16 protein-coding genes and 1 pseudogene are annotated in these 15,233 nt (G+C 69.7%); 6 read left to right on the top strand and 11 right to left on the bottom strand.

Annotated elements, in window-relative coordinates:
* Positions 1–119: 119 nt before the first annotated feature.
* The 6 genes from ACWDNY_RS21340 to ACWDNY_RS21365 all read left to right on the top strand — a co-directional run bounded on the left by ACWDNY_RS21340 (position 120) and on the right by ACWDNY_RS21365 (position 5,840).
* Positions 120–1,355, top strand: coding sequence for a L,D-transpeptidase (locus tag ACWDNY_RS21340; RefSeq protein ID WP_451647362.1), 1,236 nt, complete (start codon positions 120–122; stop codon positions 1,353–1,355).
* 97 nt (positions 1,356–1,452) lie between these two features.
* The gene (locus ACWDNY_RS21345) at positions 1,453–2,220 is read left to right on the top strand and encodes an enoyl-CoA hydratase/isomerase family protein (protein ID WP_451647363.1); all 768 of its coding nucleotides are present in this window, start codon (positions 1,453–1,455) and stop codon (positions 2,218–2,220) included.
* A 272-nt stretch (positions 2,221–2,492) separates the two neighbouring features.
* Positions 2,493–2,996 carry an ATP-binding protein gene (locus ACWDNY_RS21350; RefSeq protein WP_451647364.1) on the top strand — a complete coding sequence of 168 codons (504 nt, stop codon included), beginning with the start codon at positions 2,493–2,495 and terminating at the stop codon, positions 2,994–2,996.
* Between the two features lie 359 nt (positions 2,997–3,355).
* Positions 3,356–4,543 carry a YVTN family beta-propeller repeat protein gene (locus tag ACWDNY_RS21355; RefSeq protein ID WP_451647365.1) on the top strand — a complete coding sequence of 396 codons (1,188 nt, stop codon included), beginning with the start codon at positions 3,356–3,358 and terminating at the stop codon, positions 4,541–4,543.
* A 218-nt stretch (positions 4,544–4,761) separates the two neighbouring features.
* Complete coding sequence (locus ACWDNY_RS21360; protein WP_451647366.1) at positions 4,762–4,974, top strand: EF-hand domain-containing protein; 213 nt, start codon at positions 4,762–4,764, stop codon at positions 4,972–4,974.
* Positions 4,971–5,840, top strand: a complete 870-nt coding sequence (locus tag ACWDNY_RS21365) for an NADPH-dependent F420 reductase (RefSeq protein WP_451647367.1) — start codon at positions 4,971–4,973, stop codon at positions 5,838–5,840. Before ACWDNY_RS21360 ends, ACWDNY_RS21365 begins: the two co-directional genes overlap by 4 nt.
* A 143-nt stretch (positions 5,841–5,983) precedes the next feature.
* Here ACWDNY_RS21365 and ACWDNY_RS21370 read toward each other — a convergent pair whose 3' ends face one another.
* The 11 genes and pseudogenes from ACWDNY_RS21370 to ccrA all read right to left on the bottom strand — a co-directional run bounded on the left by ACWDNY_RS21370 (position 5,984) and on the right by ccrA (position 15,051).
* Positions 5,984–6,538, bottom strand: a complete 555-nt coding sequence (locus ACWDNY_RS21370) for a glycoside hydrolase family 25 protein (protein ID WP_451647368.1) — start codon at positions 6,536–6,538, stop codon at positions 5,984–5,986.
* 252 nt (positions 6,539–6,790) lie between these two features.
* Entirely contained in the window at positions 6,791–7,405 is a 615-nt protein-coding gene (mtnB, locus tag ACWDNY_RS21375) for a methylthioribulose 1-phosphate dehydratase (protein WP_451647369.1), read from the bottom strand.
* Positions 7,402–8,142: an acireductone synthase gene (mtnC, locus tag ACWDNY_RS21380; protein ID WP_451647370.1), complete on the bottom strand. Its 741-nt coding sequence runs from the start codon at positions 8,140–8,142 to the stop codon at positions 7,402–7,404. Before mtnC ends, mtnB begins: the two co-directional genes overlap by 4 nt.
* Positions 8,139–8,735, bottom strand: coding sequence for a 1,2-dihydroxy-3-keto-5-methylthiopentene dioxygenase (locus ACWDNY_RS21385; RefSeq protein ID WP_451647371.1), 597 nt, complete (start codon positions 8,733–8,735; stop codon positions 8,139–8,141). Before ACWDNY_RS21385 ends, mtnC begins: the two co-directional genes overlap by 4 nt.
* 39 nt (positions 8,736–8,774) lie before the next feature.
* Positions 8,775–9,212: pseudogene (locus tag ACWDNY_RS21390) on the bottom strand (phosphorylase family protein); the annotation flags it as partial.
* Positions 9,213–9,245: 33 nt separating this feature from the next.
* Positions 9,246–10,292, bottom strand: a complete 1,047-nt coding sequence (mtnA, locus tag ACWDNY_RS21395) for an S-methyl-5-thioribose-1-phosphate isomerase (protein ID WP_451647372.1) — start codon at positions 10,290–10,292, stop codon at positions 9,246–9,248.
* Positions 10,293–10,307: 15 nt separating this feature from the next.
* A complete protein-coding gene (locus ACWDNY_RS21400) occupies positions 10,308–11,666 on the bottom strand; it encodes a cytochrome P450 (protein WP_451647373.1) in 1,359 nt (452 codons plus the stop codon).
* Positions 11,667–11,744: 78 nt separating this feature from the next.
* Entirely contained in the window at positions 11,745–12,089 is a 345-nt protein-coding gene (locus ACWDNY_RS21405) for a tRNA-binding protein (protein WP_451647374.1), read from the bottom strand.
* Positions 12,086–12,760, bottom strand: coding sequence for an ATP-dependent Clp protease proteolytic subunit (locus ACWDNY_RS21410; protein WP_451647375.1), 675 nt, complete (start codon positions 12,758–12,760; stop codon positions 12,086–12,088). The genes ACWDNY_RS21405 and ACWDNY_RS21410 overlap by 4 nt, the downstream gene beginning before the upstream one ends.
* Positions 12,761–12,869: 109 nt before the next feature.
* Entirely contained in the window at positions 12,870–13,475 is a 606-nt protein-coding gene (locus ACWDNY_RS21415) for an ATP-dependent Clp protease proteolytic subunit (protein WP_451647383.1), read from the bottom strand.
* 226 nt (positions 13,476–13,701) lie between these two features.
* Complete coding sequence (gene ccrA, locus ACWDNY_RS21420; RefSeq protein ID WP_451647376.1) at positions 13,702–15,051, bottom strand: crotonyl-CoA carboxylase/reductase; 1,350 nt, start codon at positions 15,049–15,051, stop codon at positions 13,702–13,704.
* Between the last annotated feature and the right edge of the window lie 182 nt (positions 15,052–15,233).

Here is a 15,233-nt window from a genome sequence, read left to right on the forward strand (position 1 = left end):
ACGGAACAGTGACAGTTCCCGCTCGTCCACGGCCCTGACCTTGCGGTTACGATGCGCGCACGCGCGCTGTCGCGCTGGTGTGCGGGCCTGCTGACCAGGCCTGGGGAGGGGAGACCAACTTGAACGTGCGGCCGATACGGGGGGCGTCGGTTGACGCGCGAGCGCGGGTCCGCGGAGGACTGGCGCTCATGGCGGGGGCGCTGCTGGTCACGCTGACGGCGTGCGGCGGGGGAGGCTCGGGGCCGGAGTCCGGCGGGGGCAAGAACAAGGACTCCGTGCGGGCCGGGAGCGCGCAGTCGCAGGCCGTCGTCACCATCGCGCCGAAGGACGGCGCGAAGTCCGTGGACACCAGCGGCGTCCTGAAGGTCGCCGCGAGCAAGGGCACATTGACCCAGGTGGTGGTCAAGGACGCCAAGGGCACCGCGATACCCGGTCGGATCACCGGCGGCGGCACCACCTGGGCGCCCACCGGCCACCTGGCCGCGGCCACCACCTACACGGTGCACGCGGTCGCCAAGGACTCCGCGGGCCGCCAGGCGGCCGAGGACTCCAGCTTCACCACCCTGACGCCGAAGAACACCTTCGTCGGCGCCTTCACCCCCGAGGACGGCTCCACCGTCGGCGTGGGCATGCCGTTCTCGGTCCGCTTCACCCGGGGCATCACGCACCCCGAGGCCGTCGAGCGGGCCATCCGCGTCACGACGGTGCCCGCCGTGGACGTCCAGGGCCACTGGTTCGGCAACGACCGCCTCGACTTCCGCCCGGAGCAGTACTGGAAGCCCGGCACGAAGGTCACCGTCCACCTCGGCCTCGACGGGGTGGAGGGCCGCCCCGGCGTCTACGGCAAGCAGTCCAAGACCGTCTCCTTCACCATCGGCCGCAGCCAGGTGTCCGTGGTGGACGCCCGCAAGCACACGATGAAGGTCATGCGGGACGGCAAGCTGTTCAAGACCCTGCCCGTCACCACCGGCAAGCCCGGCTACGAGACGTGGAACGGCCAGATGGTCGTCAGCGAGAAGCTGACGGTCACCCGTATGAACGGCGATACGGTCGGTTACGGCGGCGAGTACGACATCAAGGACGTCCCGCACGCCATGCGCCTGACCGACTCCGGCACCTTCGTCCACGGCAACTACTGGGGCGGCGGCGCCTTCGGCAACTACAACGCCAGCCACGGCTGCGTGGGCCTCAGGGACGTGCGCGGCGGCTACGACAGCGGGGTGCCGGCCGCCTGGTTCTTCAACCACTCGATGATCGGCGACGTGGTCGTCGTCAAGAACTCCCACGACGGGACCGTCGCCCCGGACAACGGGTACAACGGCTGGAACATGTCCTGGGAGAAGTGGACGGCCTAGCCGTTCACTTCCCCGACCGCCCCGGGGCCGGGGACGCGGCCCGGTGTGACGGAGCGCACCGGGCCGTTCGTCGTTAGTGCCCGTTAACCTGCTGGGCATGACCGTAACTCTGGAAGTCGCCGAGGGCGTCGGCACGCTGCGCCTGAACCGCCCGCCCATGAACGCGCTCGACGTCGCCACGCAGGACCGGCTCAAGGAACTCGCCGAGGAGGCCACCCGCCGCGAGGACGTGCGCGCCGTGGTGATCTACGGCGGCGAGAAGGTGTTCGCGGCGGGCGCGGACATCAAGGAGATGCAGGTGATGGACCACGCGGCGATGGTCGGGCGCGCCCGTGCCCTGCAGGACTCCTTCACGGCGGTGGCCCGCATCCCCAAGCCGGTGGTGGCCGCGGTGACGGGCTACGCGCTCGGCGGCGGCTGCGAACTCGCCCTCTGCGCGGACTACCGCATCGCCGCGGACAACGCCAAGCTCGGCCAGCCGGAGATCCTGCTGGGCCTGATCCCCGGCGCCGGCGGCACCCAGCGCCTGGCCCGCCTGATCGGCCCGTCCCGTGCGAAGGACCTCATCTTCACGGGCCGTCAGGTCAGGGCCGACGAGGCCTTGACGCTCGGCCTGGTGGACCGGGTCGTCCCGGCCGCCGAGGTGTACACCGAGGCGCACGCCTGGGCGGCGAAGCTCGCCCAGGGCCCGGCGATCGCCCTGCGCGCCGCCAAGGAGTCGGTCGACACCGGCCTGGAGACGGACATCGACACCGGCCTCGCCGTGGAACGGAACTGGTTCGCCGGGCTGTTCGCCACCGAGGACCGCGAGCGCGGGATGCGCAGCTTCGTCGAGGAGGGTCCCGGTAAGGCGAAGTTCCTCTGACGCACCCGGCGTACCCCCTGCCACGGACGTGACGTCCGGTCCGGGTCCCTCGATGGGGCGGATTCCGGGCGCCCGAGGCGCTTCTGGGCCCGCTTCGTCCGGGGATCCCGTCGGCGGCCTCCCGCCGCGCCGTCCGCGCAGCTCAGGAGTACCGCCCCGGCTCCCGAAGTGCCGCCGGCACATGACGGGGGCCTGGCGCGGGGCGGGGCGCCCGGGGGCGTATTCGCCGGGAACGGCCCCGGAGCGCTGCCCGGACGGCCATGATGGGGGGCATGGCGGGGCTGGAGGGTATCGAACAGCCGCGGGGGCAGGAACGTGCGGCCGCGGCGCGCTGGTCGCCCACGGTCGAGGACGAACGGGCGCTCAAGGCGCTGGAACTGTTCGGCAATCCGACGGAGTCCGAGGTTCCGCTGCCGTCCCTTCCGGCGTCGGCGGCCACCGCCCGCCGGCTGGTGCAGGTCGTCGTCCTGCGCCACTGGGGACTGTCGCCGAAGACGACGGAGGACACCGTCCTGCTGGTCTCGGAACTGGTGGGCAACGCCGTACGCCACACCGGCGCCCGCGTCTTCGGCCTGCGCATGCGCCGCCGCCGCGGCTGGATCCGCGTCGAGGTCCGCGATCCCTCGCGCGGCCTGCCCTGCCTGATGCCCGTTCAGGAGATGGACGTCAGCGGCCGCGGCCTGTTCCTCGTCGACATGCTCTCCGACCGCTGGGGCGTGGACCTGCTGCCCCGCGGCAAGACCACGTGGTTCGAGATGCGGGTGCCCGAGCGCTGACACCGGACGCCGCAGGCCGCCGCGGCCGCCCGGCACCCACCGGCACTCCGCGCGCAGGGGCGTGGAGGCGGCGCAGGCCGTACGGGTGAACGGCCCGGCCCCCCCACCCGCGGACCCTCACCGGAGCGGGCACCCGACCGCACGAACCCCGGTGCACCGGCGGCCCCGCCCCCGTGGGTCCGGGCGCAGTCGGTGATCACCCGCAGGGCCCCCGCCGGGGTGCGGAGCGGCTCCGTGGCGGTTTTGCTGGGTGGTACCCCGTCATCACCGCCACCGCCACCGCCACCGCCCCGCCCTCCTCCTCGACGAACCGACCGCCGCGGCCTCCACGCGGTCACCACCACGGAGCTGCCGAGCCGATGCGCCCCACCCGAGTAGCCCGCGCCCTGATCGCCGGCGTGGCCTGCGCCGCTCTCGCCCCGCTGTCCGCCTGCGACAGCGCGACGTCCGGCCGCGCGCACGAGCCGCTCGCCAGCAGCGCGCCGGCCCGGCCGGAGCCGCGGCAGCAGCGGGTCGACGGGCTCCCCGGCATGCCGCCCGTGCTCGACCCGTCCGACGCCTACGCCGCCGACCGCCCGGGCAGGCTGTCACCGGCCGTCGAAGGCGTCCCCTCCCGTGTCTACGTCCCGAACACGAACTCGGACACCGTCACGGTCATCGACCCCGCGACCTACCGGGTCGTCGAGACGATCCGGGTCGGCCGCCAGCCCCAGCACGTCGTGCCCTCCTGGGACCTGCGGACGCTGTGGGTCAACAACGACCTGGGCAACAGCCTCACCCCCATCGACCCGAAGACCGGCAGGGCGGGCGAACCGGTCGCCGTGCACGACCCGTACAACCTCTACTTCACCCCCGACGGGAAGCACGCCGTCGTCATGGCCTCCGCGGACCGGGAGATCGTCTTCCGCGACGCGCACACCATGAGGACGGTGAAGACCGTTCCCGTCGGCTGCTACGGCGTCAACCACGCCGACTTCTCCCTGGACGGCCGCTACTTCGTCGTCTCCTGCGAGTTCAGCGGCGAACTGCTCAAGGTCGACACCGCCCGCATGGAGGTCGTCGGGCAGCGGAAGCTGCCGCTCGACGGCGCGATGCCGCAGGACGTGAAGATGTCGCCCGACGGCAGGAGGTTCTACGTCGCCGACATGAAGGCGGGCGGCGTGTGGATCCTCGACGGCCGGACCTTCGGCAAGCCGGACTTCCTCGCCACCGGCGCGGGCGCCCACGGCCTGTACGTCAGCCGCGACTCCCGTCAGATGTACGTCTCCAACCGCGGCGAGGGCACCGTCTCCGTCTTCGACTTCCCGCGCAACCGGCTCACCGGGAAGTGGCGCCTGCCCGACGGCGGCAGTCCCGACATGGGCGGCGTCTCCGCCGACGGCAAGGTGCTGTGGCTGTCGGGCCGCTACGACTCCGAGGTGTACGCCATCGACACCCGCACCGGCGCCCAGCTCGCCCGCATCAAGGTCGGCAGCGGCCCGCACGGCCTCGCGGTCTTCCCGCAGCCGGGCCGGTACTCACTGGGCCACACGGGCGTCTTCCGCTGACCGGAGGCGGACCGGACGCGCGGCGGCCGCAGGACCGGGAACGACGGTGACGGTGATCCGCCGGAAGGCCCCAGGCTCGCAGACCTGACCCACCGGGGGGCCGCAGCGGGAGGAGCGCGCCTGGGCGGTCGCCGCACTGCGCGTGCGCGCGGGCCGTTAATCTGACCTGCGTCACTACGACAGCAAGACAGAGAAACGCGACACAGAGGGGCGGACCGGTGGCGGACATCGAGGAAGCACGCAAGCAGTTCCAGCGGATCGATGCGGACGGTGACGGGTTCATCACCGCCGCCGAGTTCAAGTCCGCCCTGGCCCAGGGAGGCGACTGGAACGTCACCGACACGGTGGCGGAGGCCGTCATCAGGACGCGTGACCTGAACGGCGACAAGATCCTGACGTTCGACGAGTTCTGGGCCTACCTGAGCAAGTGACCCCGCGGAGGGGGCGCCGGGCCGTCGCGGTCCGGCGCCCCCTTCGTCGTGCCGCCCCGCGCCGTCCTGCCCACCCCGGGCCGTCCACCCGTTCGGCGTCCGCCCGGAATACCCCGCCCCGGTCACGGGTTGCCGATGCCAGACAGGACGTCCGCGAGGACACCGACCCCTGGAACGGCGAGAACGGCGAGGCGGGTTCAGACATGAAGATCGGCATCATCGGCGCGGGCAACATCGGCGGCAACCTCACCCGGCGGCTCACCGCCCTCGGCCACGACGTCTCCGTCGCCAACAGCCGCGGTCCCCAGACGCTCACCGCACTGGCCGAGGAGACCGGCGCGACGCCCGTCCGCGTCGAGGACGCGGCACGCGGCGCGGAGATCGTGGTGGTCACCGTCCCGATGAAGGCGGTGCCGGACCTGCCCTCCGGCCTGCTCGACGGGGCGGCCGCGGACGTGGCGGTCATCGACACCGGCAACTACTACCCGCAGCAGCGCGACGGGAAGATCACGGGCATCGAGGACGAGGGCCTGACCGAGAGCCGCTGGACCGAACGCCAGATCGGCCACCCGGTGATCAAGGCCTTCAACGGCACCTACGCCCAGGACATCCTGGACCGCCCCCGGCCGGCCGGTGACCCCGCGCGGACGGCGCTCCCGGTGGCCGGCGACGACGAGGCGGCCAAGCGCAAGGTCCGTGCCCTGATCGACGAGTTCGGCTTTGACACGGTGGACGCCGGCGGCCTGGACGACTCCTGGCGCCAGCAGCCCGGCACCCCGGTCTACGGCCTGCAGGCCGGCACCGACGAGGTCATCCGCGCCCTCGCCGAGGCGTCCCCGGAGCGCACGGCGGACTGGCGGGCGTAACCCGGCGCCCCGAGCCTCCGCCCGGAGGCGGACGCGATTCGGGACGGTCCCCGGCGGACGTCGGGTCGGGCGGGCAGCCCGGCCCCCGCCGGGGTCCGTCCGGCGCTGCCGACCGCAGCGGCCGTCCCGCCGACGCGGCCGGCCTACGGAGTCGCCCAGTCGCGCAGGGCCGCGCGGGTGGAGAAGGCGGCCACGTTCTTGTCGTGGGGATCGCTCGTGTACTGGTGGAAGCGCCACGCGGCCTTGATGCGGGGCTTGCCCGCGGTGACGTAGTCGGCGATCCACAGGCCGTCGCCCGCGTAGGAGGTGTCGTCCACGTTCAGCCAGAAGTGGCGGTTGCAGTACAGGAGCACCCGGTGGTGCGGCCGCAGCTCCTTGACCTTGCGGATGAAGCGGTCCTTCTCGGCGTTCGAGGCGTGGGTGCCGCCACCGGTGGTCTCCCAGTCCACCGCGAGAATGTCGCCGGCCCGCTCCGGGGCCTTGGAGACGAAGTACTCGGCCTGCGCCGTGAGGTCGCCCGGCCACAGGAAGTGGTAGAAGCCGACGACCAGACCGGCGTCGCGGCCGCGCTTCGTCTGGGCGGCGAGCCTGGGGTTGACGTAGCTGCGGCCCTCCGTCGCCTTGATGAAGACGAAGGAGAGACCGTCCGTGTCGTAGGCGGAGGACTGGTACGCGCTCACGTCGATGCCGCGAAGCATGGGAACTCCTCGAAAGTGCCGTGGGGGAACAGGAGTTGGTGTAGGTCTTGTGCCCCGTCACGGCACGGACGATCCCTGTCGGCTCCTCGAACACGCGCACCGCTCCGCCGCGGTTCGGCCGGGGGTGGTCCCCGGGCGCGGCACCGGCGGCGTCCCCGGCCGGCGGCGGCGACCGCCGCCGCTTCCGGCGCTCCGCTCAGGGTCTCAGCACTCGATGATGTTCACGGCGAGGCCGTCTGGTGGCACTTTGCCTCAACGTCTGGCCAGTTCCAGCTCCAGCATCCATTCCACGACCTCGACGTGGTGCCGCGTTTGTCGAAGGTCCGTACCCCACACGTAGAGCCCGTGACCCGCCACGACCACAGCCGGCATGCGTGGATCACGGGCCGCCTCCAGACGGTCGCCGAGCACGGCCATGTCCTGGCTGTTCCCGATGACCGGGAGAACCACTTCCTCAGCGTGCGTCGGCCGACCGATGCCCTTGAGCATTTCCAGGTCGCGGAAGATGATCCCCTCGGGGCAGCGGTCAGCGACGGCTACCGAAGCGATGGTATGCACGTGCACCACGGCCCCCGCGCCGGTCAGCCGGGCGACCCGGGCGTGCAGGGCCGCCTCGGCCGACGGTCTGCCGTCGCTGACGGCTTTGCCGGCTGCGTCGACCAGAACCACGTCGGTCGCTGTCAGTTCCCCCTTGTCCAGGCCACTGGCGGTGACGGCCAGGCGCAGAGGATCACGGCTCGTCACCACCGAGAGGTTGCCGGAAGTGCCCTGCATCCAGCCGAAGGAGGCGAAGCGGGCCGCCTCGCCGGCCAGCGCCGTCCCAGCCTCTGCCAGGCCGGTATTGAGGTCCGCCGCGTGTTCGGTCACCGTGGGCCCCTCACTTCGTCGACATGGGTCCGGCGGACGTGGACATCAGCGAACGACTCGACCAAGGGGTGGCCGTCGGTGCCGTGCCGGTGGTAGGGCTCGCCGGGACGTCGCACCCCCGCGGTGAGCCAGTCGGCTGCTCGGGCGGCGTCGAGTTCGGCCGGACGGTCGGACAGGAAGAGGATGCGGCTGGGGGGAGTTGTGAGGGCTTCGCCGATGGCTCGGTACGACTCGGGCGACCGCTTGGGGCCGATGTTCTCGGTGTCGAACAGGCCGTCGATGAGGGGCGACAGGTCGCCACTGGTGCTGTGGGTGAACCAGGCGCGCTGAGCCGCCACCGAGCCTGAGGAGTACACATGGAGCCGCACGCCCTCGCCGTGCCAGAGGCGCAGGGCGGGCGCCACGTCGTCGTAGAGATGCGAGACCAGCTCGCCACGCGCGAATCCTTCGGCCCAGGCGATGCCCTGGAGCGTTTTCAGCGGGGTGACTTTGCGGTCCTCGGCCAGCCAGACGTCGAGAGCGTCTTCGATGCGCGCCATGTCTGCTTCCGGTTCGCCGAGTAGTCGGCGTGCCTGGTCAATCGCTCGGCGGACGTCGGCTTCGTGGCTGCGCTCGTTCAGCAGTGCCCCGAACCGTCGCCGCGAGTACGGGTACAACACCTCGGTCACAAATGTGGTGGCACTGGTGGTGCCCTCGATGTCCAGTACCACCGCGTCCGCTTCGAACGTGACGGTCATGGTTCCCGCTTCGCGGTGAAGCCGGTGTGGACCGCGTCGAAGTCGGGGAACCGGGACGAGATGTCGGAGCCGGTGAAGTTGCCGATCCAGCCGTCTTCCTCATGGAAGAACCGGATCGCGGTGAAGCTCGGCCGAGAACCCATGTCGAACCAGTGGGTGGTCCCCTTCGGTACGCCCAGCAGGTCACCCTTCTCGCAGTACACGGCGTGGACCTCGGCGGCTGTGTGCAGGTAGAAGACTCCGGCTCCGGCGACGAAGAAGCGCACTTCGTCATCGTCGTCGTGAGTGTGTTCGCTGAGGAACTTCTCGCGAGCGGCCCGCGCCTGGGCCGGCCAGTCGGGGTCGGCACTGGGGTGCAGGGAGACGACGTCAACAGTGGCGAACCCCTCTTCCTGGCTCAGTTTGTCGATCTCGCTGCGGTACGCAGCCAGGACGGTGTCGCTGTCCGCATCGGTTGGCACGTCATGACGTACGGGCCATTGCTCGTAACGCACGCGGAGCGGAGCAAGGGCGGCGGTGATCTCGACTGGCTGGGACGTGTGGCGCAGGACGGTCTGCGGGTCGGAGTCAGGCCAGGTGATCAGAAGTGTCATATCAGCCCCAAGGAGATATGCAGGAGACAGTTGGACGCATCAGGGGAGTTCAAAGGGCAGGGGAAGCCCGTCCAGAGCGGTGACGCACGCGCACGTCCGGTCTTCGGGCAACAGCTTCGCCGCCTCGAGGACGACAGCCCGCAGTCGCTCCAGGTTGGCCTGGAACACCTCGAAGACGGTCTCCTGGTCGACGCTCTCGCCACGCCGAACGCCTGCGTCATGGTCGGTCACCAGTGCCACGGCCGTATAGCACAGCGCGAGTTCTCGTGCCAGGACGGCTTCCGGATGGCCGGTCATGTTGACGAGTGACCATCCGGCCGCTGCGTACCACTGCGATTCGGCGCGCGAGGAGAAGCGCGGGCCTTCCACCACCACCATGGTTCCGCCGTCGTGGGCGTCGACACCGAGGGACGAGGCCGCCTTGACGACGGCGGTCCTTCCCTCTTGGCAGTACGGATCCGCGAACGACACGTGTACGGCGCCCGTGTCGTAGCGCCGATGACACCGACCTCAGCCTGCTCGAGAGGCTGTGCGCTCATGCCTGTACCCCCTCGTCGTCCGCTTGGTTGGGCGGAGCACGGTCCTCTCCTCGGACACGGTCGCCGTGACGAGGCCCGCCGGAGTGACGTCGAACGCGGGGTTGTAGACGCCTGCACCGACAGGCGCCACAGCGATGCCCGCGCAGTGGGTGACTTCGGCCGGATCCCGTTCCTCGATGAGGATGGCCGATCCATCGGGCACGGTGTGGTCCCAGGTGGATTCGGGGGCTACGACGAGGAACGGAATCCGGTGGTGGGCCGCCGCCACGGCGAGCCCGTAGGTGCCGATCTTGTTCGCCACGTCGCCGTTGGCGGCTATCCGGTCGGCTCCCACCAGCACGCAGTCCACCAGCCCTCGGGCCATCGCGGCCGCCGCGGCGGAATCGACGCAGATGCGGTAAGGCACGCCCGCCTCGCCCAGCTCCCACGCGGTCAGGCGGCTGCCCTGGAGAAGCGGTCGGGTCTCATCGACGAATACTTCGCCCACACAGTCGCGTTCCGCCAGTTGGAGGATGGCACCCAGCGCCGTTCCGCCCGCAGCAGTGGCGAGCCGTCCTGTGTTGCAGTGCGTCAGGAGGCGTAGTGGACGCCTGTCTGTGAGTGACAGCACCAGGTCAGCCGTGCGCAGAGCCAAGGCATGGTTGGTCGCTGTGTCCTCCTCGATCATCGTGAGTGCCTCGGCCAGTACGGCGTCCGGGCCGTCGCTGAGTCGGCTGAGCGCACGACGGACTCCCCACTCGAGGTTGACCGCAGTCGGACGAGCCTGTGCGATACGGCTCGCGTCGGCTGTCACCGCCTCCGTGGCATCGTTCTCCGTGGTCCTGTGCCGCAGCGCGGACAGGGCCACTCCCAGGGCACCGGCCAGGCCGAGGGCCGGCGCCCCACGAATGGCCAAGCACTGGACGGCACCGATGAGTTCGTCCACCGTAGCCAGCCGCAGCAGGCGGTACTCTCCTGGGAGCGCGCGCTGATCCACTGTGACGACGGCTTCGCCGTCCCAGCTCAGCGAGGTCTTCATCCGCACTCTCCCTGGTCAGCGTGAGGTGAGACGCACTCGAACGGGCCCGGCGGCACGCATCGTCATCCCGAGCTCCAGCGGAACCTCGGTGTCGACCGCCGACAGGGTGAAACGTCGCAGGAGGGTTGCCAGAGCGAGGGTGGCCTCCAGCATCGCGAAATGCTGGCCGATGCAGGCCCGGGGACCGCCACCGAACGGGAAGAACGCATAGCGGGGGCGGTCCGCCTCCGCTTCCGGAGCGAAGCGCTCGGGCTCGAAGGCCTCCGGGTCCTCCCAGTACACAGGGTGACGGTGGGTCACATACGGGCTGACATAGACGTCGGCGCCCGCGGGGATGCGGAAGCCGCCGATCTCCGTGTCGGTGACCGCTTTGCGGCCCATGATGGCGACCGAGGGGTAGAGACGCAGCGCCTCCTTCAGCACCATCGTGATGTACGGGAGCCGGTCGAGGTCGGCGGCCGCCGGAGCCCGGCAGCCGAGGACGTCGTCGACCTCCGTCTGAGCCCTTTCCTGGGCCTTGGGGTGCAGGGCCAGCAGGTGCAGGGCGAAGGCGAGCGCCGTCGCGGTGGTCTCGTGGCCGGCGAGCAGGAAGACGAGTACCTGATCCCGTACCGCCTGGGCGTCCAGGATCGAGCCGTCCGTGTCCCGGGCTTTGAGCAGCAGGGTCAGCATGTCGTCGCCGTCGCCTTCCGGCGCCGTACGGGAGGCGTGCCGCTCGGCGATGATGCGGTCGCAGATGGCGTACAGCTCACGCTGGGCCGCAGCGGCGCGACGGTTGCCCGGGGTCGGCCAGCTCCTGGGCGAGCGCAGAGGATTGGCCCCTCGGTTCAGAACGTGCTCGCCCAGGACCGGGAAGCAGCGGCGGACCACCCCCACTGTCTCGTCCAGGTCGGCGCCGAACAGGATGCGGGAGATGGCCCGCAGCGCAAACTCGGCCATCTCCGAGGCGACGTCCACGGTTGCGTCGGGCAGGGCGGCCCAGCGGTCGGCGGTGGCCGCCGCCTCGGCTTGGACGGCCGCCGCGTAACCGTCGACGCGGCGGCGGGTGAACAGCGGCTGGACGAGTCGGCGCTGCAAGAGGTACTCGTCGTCCTGACTCGTCAGCAGCCCGTTGCCTATGGAGGCCCGGATCTCGGCGTAGACGGAGTTCTCCTTACGGAATCCGGCCGCCCGGGTGCCCAGGATCTGCTGCACCCCGTCCGGGGAGAACACCGCGTACAGATGGGCGCGCAGCCCTGGAGGGCCGACCGGGAAGCGCACGACATCCCCGTAGTCCTGCCGGGCGCGCAGGTAGGCCCCCAAGGTGTCGTCGCGCAACTCCGCCAGTGTGCCGAGCAGTCTGCTTCCCGCCACCTGCGGGGCTTCCCTGGTCATGCCGACGCCTCCAGTTCTTGCACTTCCTTGCGCTACGAGATCGGGGTCGTGCTGTTGCCTGACGCCGGCGGTTCCGGTTCAGCCGACGACGTCTCCGGGCGTCGCCTCCGGGGCGGGGGACAGCAGATGGACCAGACCGTCCGCCGTGTAGGACCCGAGCAGCAGAAACTCACTGGTGCGCCCGGCGATCCGCTTGTCGGGCAGGTTGATCACACCGACGACCAGCCGGTCCTTCAGATCTTCGGACGAGTGGTTCGTGATCTGCGCACTGGTCCAGAGCACTCCCGCGGTCCCGAAGTCGACCTGGACCCGGTAGGCCGGCTTGCGCGCCTCCGGGAAGTCCTGGACGTCCAGGATCCGCCCCACCCGGAGGTCGGCGGAGAAGAAGTGATCGGCAGGGATCCGGTCCTTGCGGTCTGTCATGGCGTGCTGCTGTTCCGATCGTTCAGTACGTTCTTGCGGGTGGTCAGTACGTGGTCGACCAGACCGTATTCGGCCGCCTGTTCGGCTGTGAGGATCTTGTCGCGCTCGATGTCCTGCTCTATCTGCTCCACCGGTCGGCCTGAGTGACGGGCCAGGATGGTCTCCACGAGCTTGCGCACGCGCTGGATTTCCCGGGCCTGGATCTCCAGATCGGAGATCTGTCCGCGCTCTCCTCCGCTGTGCGGCTGGTGCAGCAACACGCGCGCCCCGGGCAGTGCCGCGCGCTTGCCCGGAGTGCCGGCGGCCAGCAGAACGGCCGCCGCCGAGGTGGCCTGACCGATGCAAACCGTCTGGATGTCGGGCTTCACGAACTGCATCGTGTCGTAGATCGCCGTCATGGCGGTGAGTGAACCACCCGGCGAGTTGATGTAGAAAGCGATGTCCCGATCAGGGTCCACCGACTCGAGACAGAGGAACTGCGCCATGACGTCATTGGCGGAGGTGTCGTCGATCTCTGCTCCGAGGAACACAATGCGCTCCTCATAGAGCTTGGAGTACGGGTCGTACTCGCGCGTTCCCTGTGCCGTGCGTTCGACGAACCGGGGCACAACGTACCGGGCTTGGGGCGGTGCACCGCCGAATGTCAGGGCCGGGCGATCGTGCAGGGCCATGGTCTTTGTTTCCCTCGGGTTCTGGCGTGATTGCGGTGGCTGGACGAGGTGGGCCCGGCTCGGTCCCCGATGTGCTACGGGGCGGTCCTCGCCGGGCCCTTGTCCGTTTTCAGGACACGTGCGTGCCACCGGCCCCGGGGATGCCCGAGGCCGACTTCATCACCGCGTCGATGAGCCCGTACTCCGCGGCCTCCTGGGCCGTGAACCACTTGTCCCGGTCCGAGTCCCTGGTGATGGTGTCGACGTCCTGTCCCGAGTGCAGAGCGATCAGCTCCGCCATCTCGCGCTTGGTGCGCAGCAGTTGTTCAGCGTAGATCTTGATGTCACTGGCCGAGCCGCCGAGTCCGGCGGATGGCTGGTGCATGAGGATCTTGGTGTTGGGAAGGGCGTACCTCTTGCCCTTGGTGCCGGAGGTCAGCAGGAACTGGCCCATGGACGCGCAGAAGCCCATGGCGATCGTCACCACGTCGTTCTTGATGTAGTGCATGGTGTCGTACACGGCCATTCCCGCGGTCACCGAACCACCGGGAGAGTTGATGTAGAGATAGATGTCTTCGTCGGATTCCGCGGCGAGCATCAGCAACTGCGCCGTGAGCTTGTTCGCGATGTCGTCATCGACTTCCTGGCCGAGGAAGACGATACGGTCGCGCAGAAGTCGGCTGAATACCTGATCGCCCATTCCCAGGCCGCTCATCCCGCCCTCGCCCCGCGGCATCCGCGAGGCCGAAGAATCGTCGCGCGCTAAGGTCACTGGACCTCCAAAGATCTTGGAGACGACGCTTGTAGCAGCCGCCCGGAGTCTTTCTCGTGTCTTCGTGTCCGCCGCCCCAACGCGCTGTACTTGAGGGCGTTTTGGTCTGCAGCGGATACTCTCCGACGCTAACACGGCAGCCAGGACCTGTCCTCGATTCCCTGGGGACTTCGCTGACAGCAGAGCATCGTCAGGCGGCGGACTCGGCCGCGTCCCGAAATCGAGTGATGGCTGAAATGTGCTGTTCTCGAAGCTCCATATCGCTCACCCCTAGCCCCTCTTCGGGGGCCAGGCAAAGGACGCCGACCTTGCCGTGGTGCCGGTTGCGGTGGACGTCGTACGCGGCCTGGCCGCTGTCCGCCAGCGGATAGACCCGGGACAATGTGGGATGGATCCGTGCCTTGCAGATCAGGCGGTTCGCCTCCCACGCCTCGCGGTAGTTGGCGAAATGAGAGCCGATGATCCGCTTCAGTGACATCCACAGGTAGCGGTTGTCGTACTCGTGCAGGTAACCCGTGGTGGACGCGCAGGTCACCACGGTGCCGCCGCGCCGAGTCACGTAGACGGAGGCTCCGAAGGTGTCCCGGCCGGGGTGTTCCAAGACGATGTCGACGTCCTCGCCACCCGTGAGCTCGCGGATACGGCTGCCGAACCGCCGCCACTCGCGGGGGTTCTGTGTCCCGTCCGAATTCCAGAACCGGTAGTTCTCGCTCGTGCGGTCGATCACCGCCTCCGCGCCCATCGTGCGGCCCAGGTCTGCCTTGGCCTGGTCGGAGACCACGCAGATCGGCTGGGCGCCGCCGGCCAGGACGAGTTGGGTCGCGTACGACCCCAGGCCCCCGGCCGCTCCCCAGACCAGCACATTGTCGCCCTGCTTCAGGCCGGCGCCGTTGCGGCTGACCAGTTGTCGGTAGGCCGTGGAGTTGACCAGCCCCGAGGCGGCGGCCTCCTCCCACGTCAAGTGGGCCGGCTTCGGCATGAGTTGGTTGGCCTTGACCAGGGAGATCTCGGCCAGTCCGCCGAAGTTCGTCTCGTAGCCCCAGATCCTCTGCTCCGGGTCGAGCATGGTGTCGTTGTGGCCGTCCGCGGACTCCAGCTCCACGGACAGGCAGTGTGCGACGACCCTGTCGCCCGGCCGCCACCCGCGCACGCCCGGTCCGGTGCGCAGCACATATCCGGCGAGGTCGGACCCGATGACGTGGTACGGAAGGTCATGACGGTGGGCAAGCGGCGAGGTACGGCCGTAGCGCTCCAGGAAGGCGAAGGTGGGCACCGGCTCGAAGATGGCGCTCCACACGGTGTTGTAGTTGACGGAGCTGGCCATCACGGCCACCAGCACCTCACCCTGCCCCGGCTCGGGTACCGGTACCTCGGTCAGGTGCATGGACTTGCGGGGGTCCTTGTCGCGGCTGTCGAGACCCACGAAGAGTTCGGTTTCGTCCCTGCGCAGGGTGATGGCCCGGCACGACTCCGGAACGGGCGGCGCGACAAAGTGGTCGGGATCCACCGCCTGAGTGACGGCGGCCACTAACTCGTTCATGGAGGCTCCTATGGCAGGGCGATCCCCATGGGCAGGGAGCGGTCGGCCGATCCGCTCGGAGATTCTTCCCGACCGCGCGTGTATTCCGCTACGGCTGCTCGGAAAAAAAGTCCGCGGACTTGTGCCGCCCGCCGGCTCCGCTTGACCCGGTACCCCCTGTGGGGAATTGCCGTGGCTGGTAC

The organism is Streptomyces sp. NPDC003697, assembly GCF_053587115.1.

Bases quoted from the DNA above. Each gene is read 5' to 3' on its own strand.
- mtnA (WP_451647372.1), bottom strand. From the start codon at position 10,292: ATGAAGACCTCGCTGAGCTGGGACGGCGAAGCCGTCGTCACAGTGGAT.
- ACWDNY_RS21355 (WP_451647365.1), top strand. From the start codon at position 3,356: ATGCGCCCCACCCGAGTAGCCCGCGCCCTGATCGCCGGCGTGGCCTGC.
- ACWDNY_RS21415 (WP_451647383.1), bottom strand. From the start codon at position 13,475: ATGCCGCGGGGCGAGGGCGGGATGAGCGGCCTGGGAATGGGCGATCAG.
- ccrA (WP_451647376.1), bottom strand. From the start codon at position 15,051: ATGAACGAGTTAGTGGCCGCCGTCACTCAGGCGGTGGATCCCGACCAC.
- ACWDNY_RS21370 (WP_451647368.1), bottom strand. From the start codon at position 6,538: ATGCTTCGCGGCATCGACGTGAGCGCGTACCAGTCCTCCGCCTACGAC.
- ACWDNY_RS21345 (WP_451647363.1), top strand. From the start codon at position 1,453: ATGACCGTAACTCTGGAAGTCGCCGAGGGCGTCGGCACGCTGCGCCTG.
- ACWDNY_RS21405 (WP_451647374.1), bottom strand. From the start codon at position 12,089: ATGACAGACCGCAAGGACCGGATCCCTGCCGATCACTTCTTCTCCGCC.
- ACWDNY_RS21410 (WP_451647375.1), bottom strand. From the start codon at position 12,760: ATGGCCCTGCACGATCGCCCGGCCCTGACATTCGGCGGTGCACCGCCC.
- mtnC (WP_451647370.1), bottom strand. From the start codon at position 8,142: ATGACCGTCACGTTCGAAGCGGACGCGGTGGTACTGGACATCGAGGGC.
- ACWDNY_RS21385 (WP_451647371.1), bottom strand. From the start codon at position 8,735: ATGACACTTCTGATCACCTGGCCTGACTCCGACCCGCAGACCGTCCTG.
- ACWDNY_RS21350 (WP_451647364.1), top strand. From the start codon at position 2,493: ATGGCGGGGCTGGAGGGTATCGAACAGCCGCGGGGGCAGGAACGTGCG.
- ACWDNY_RS21400 (WP_451647373.1), bottom strand. From the start codon at position 11,666: ATGACCAGGGAAGCCCCGCAGGTGGCGGGAAGCAGACTGCTCGGCACA.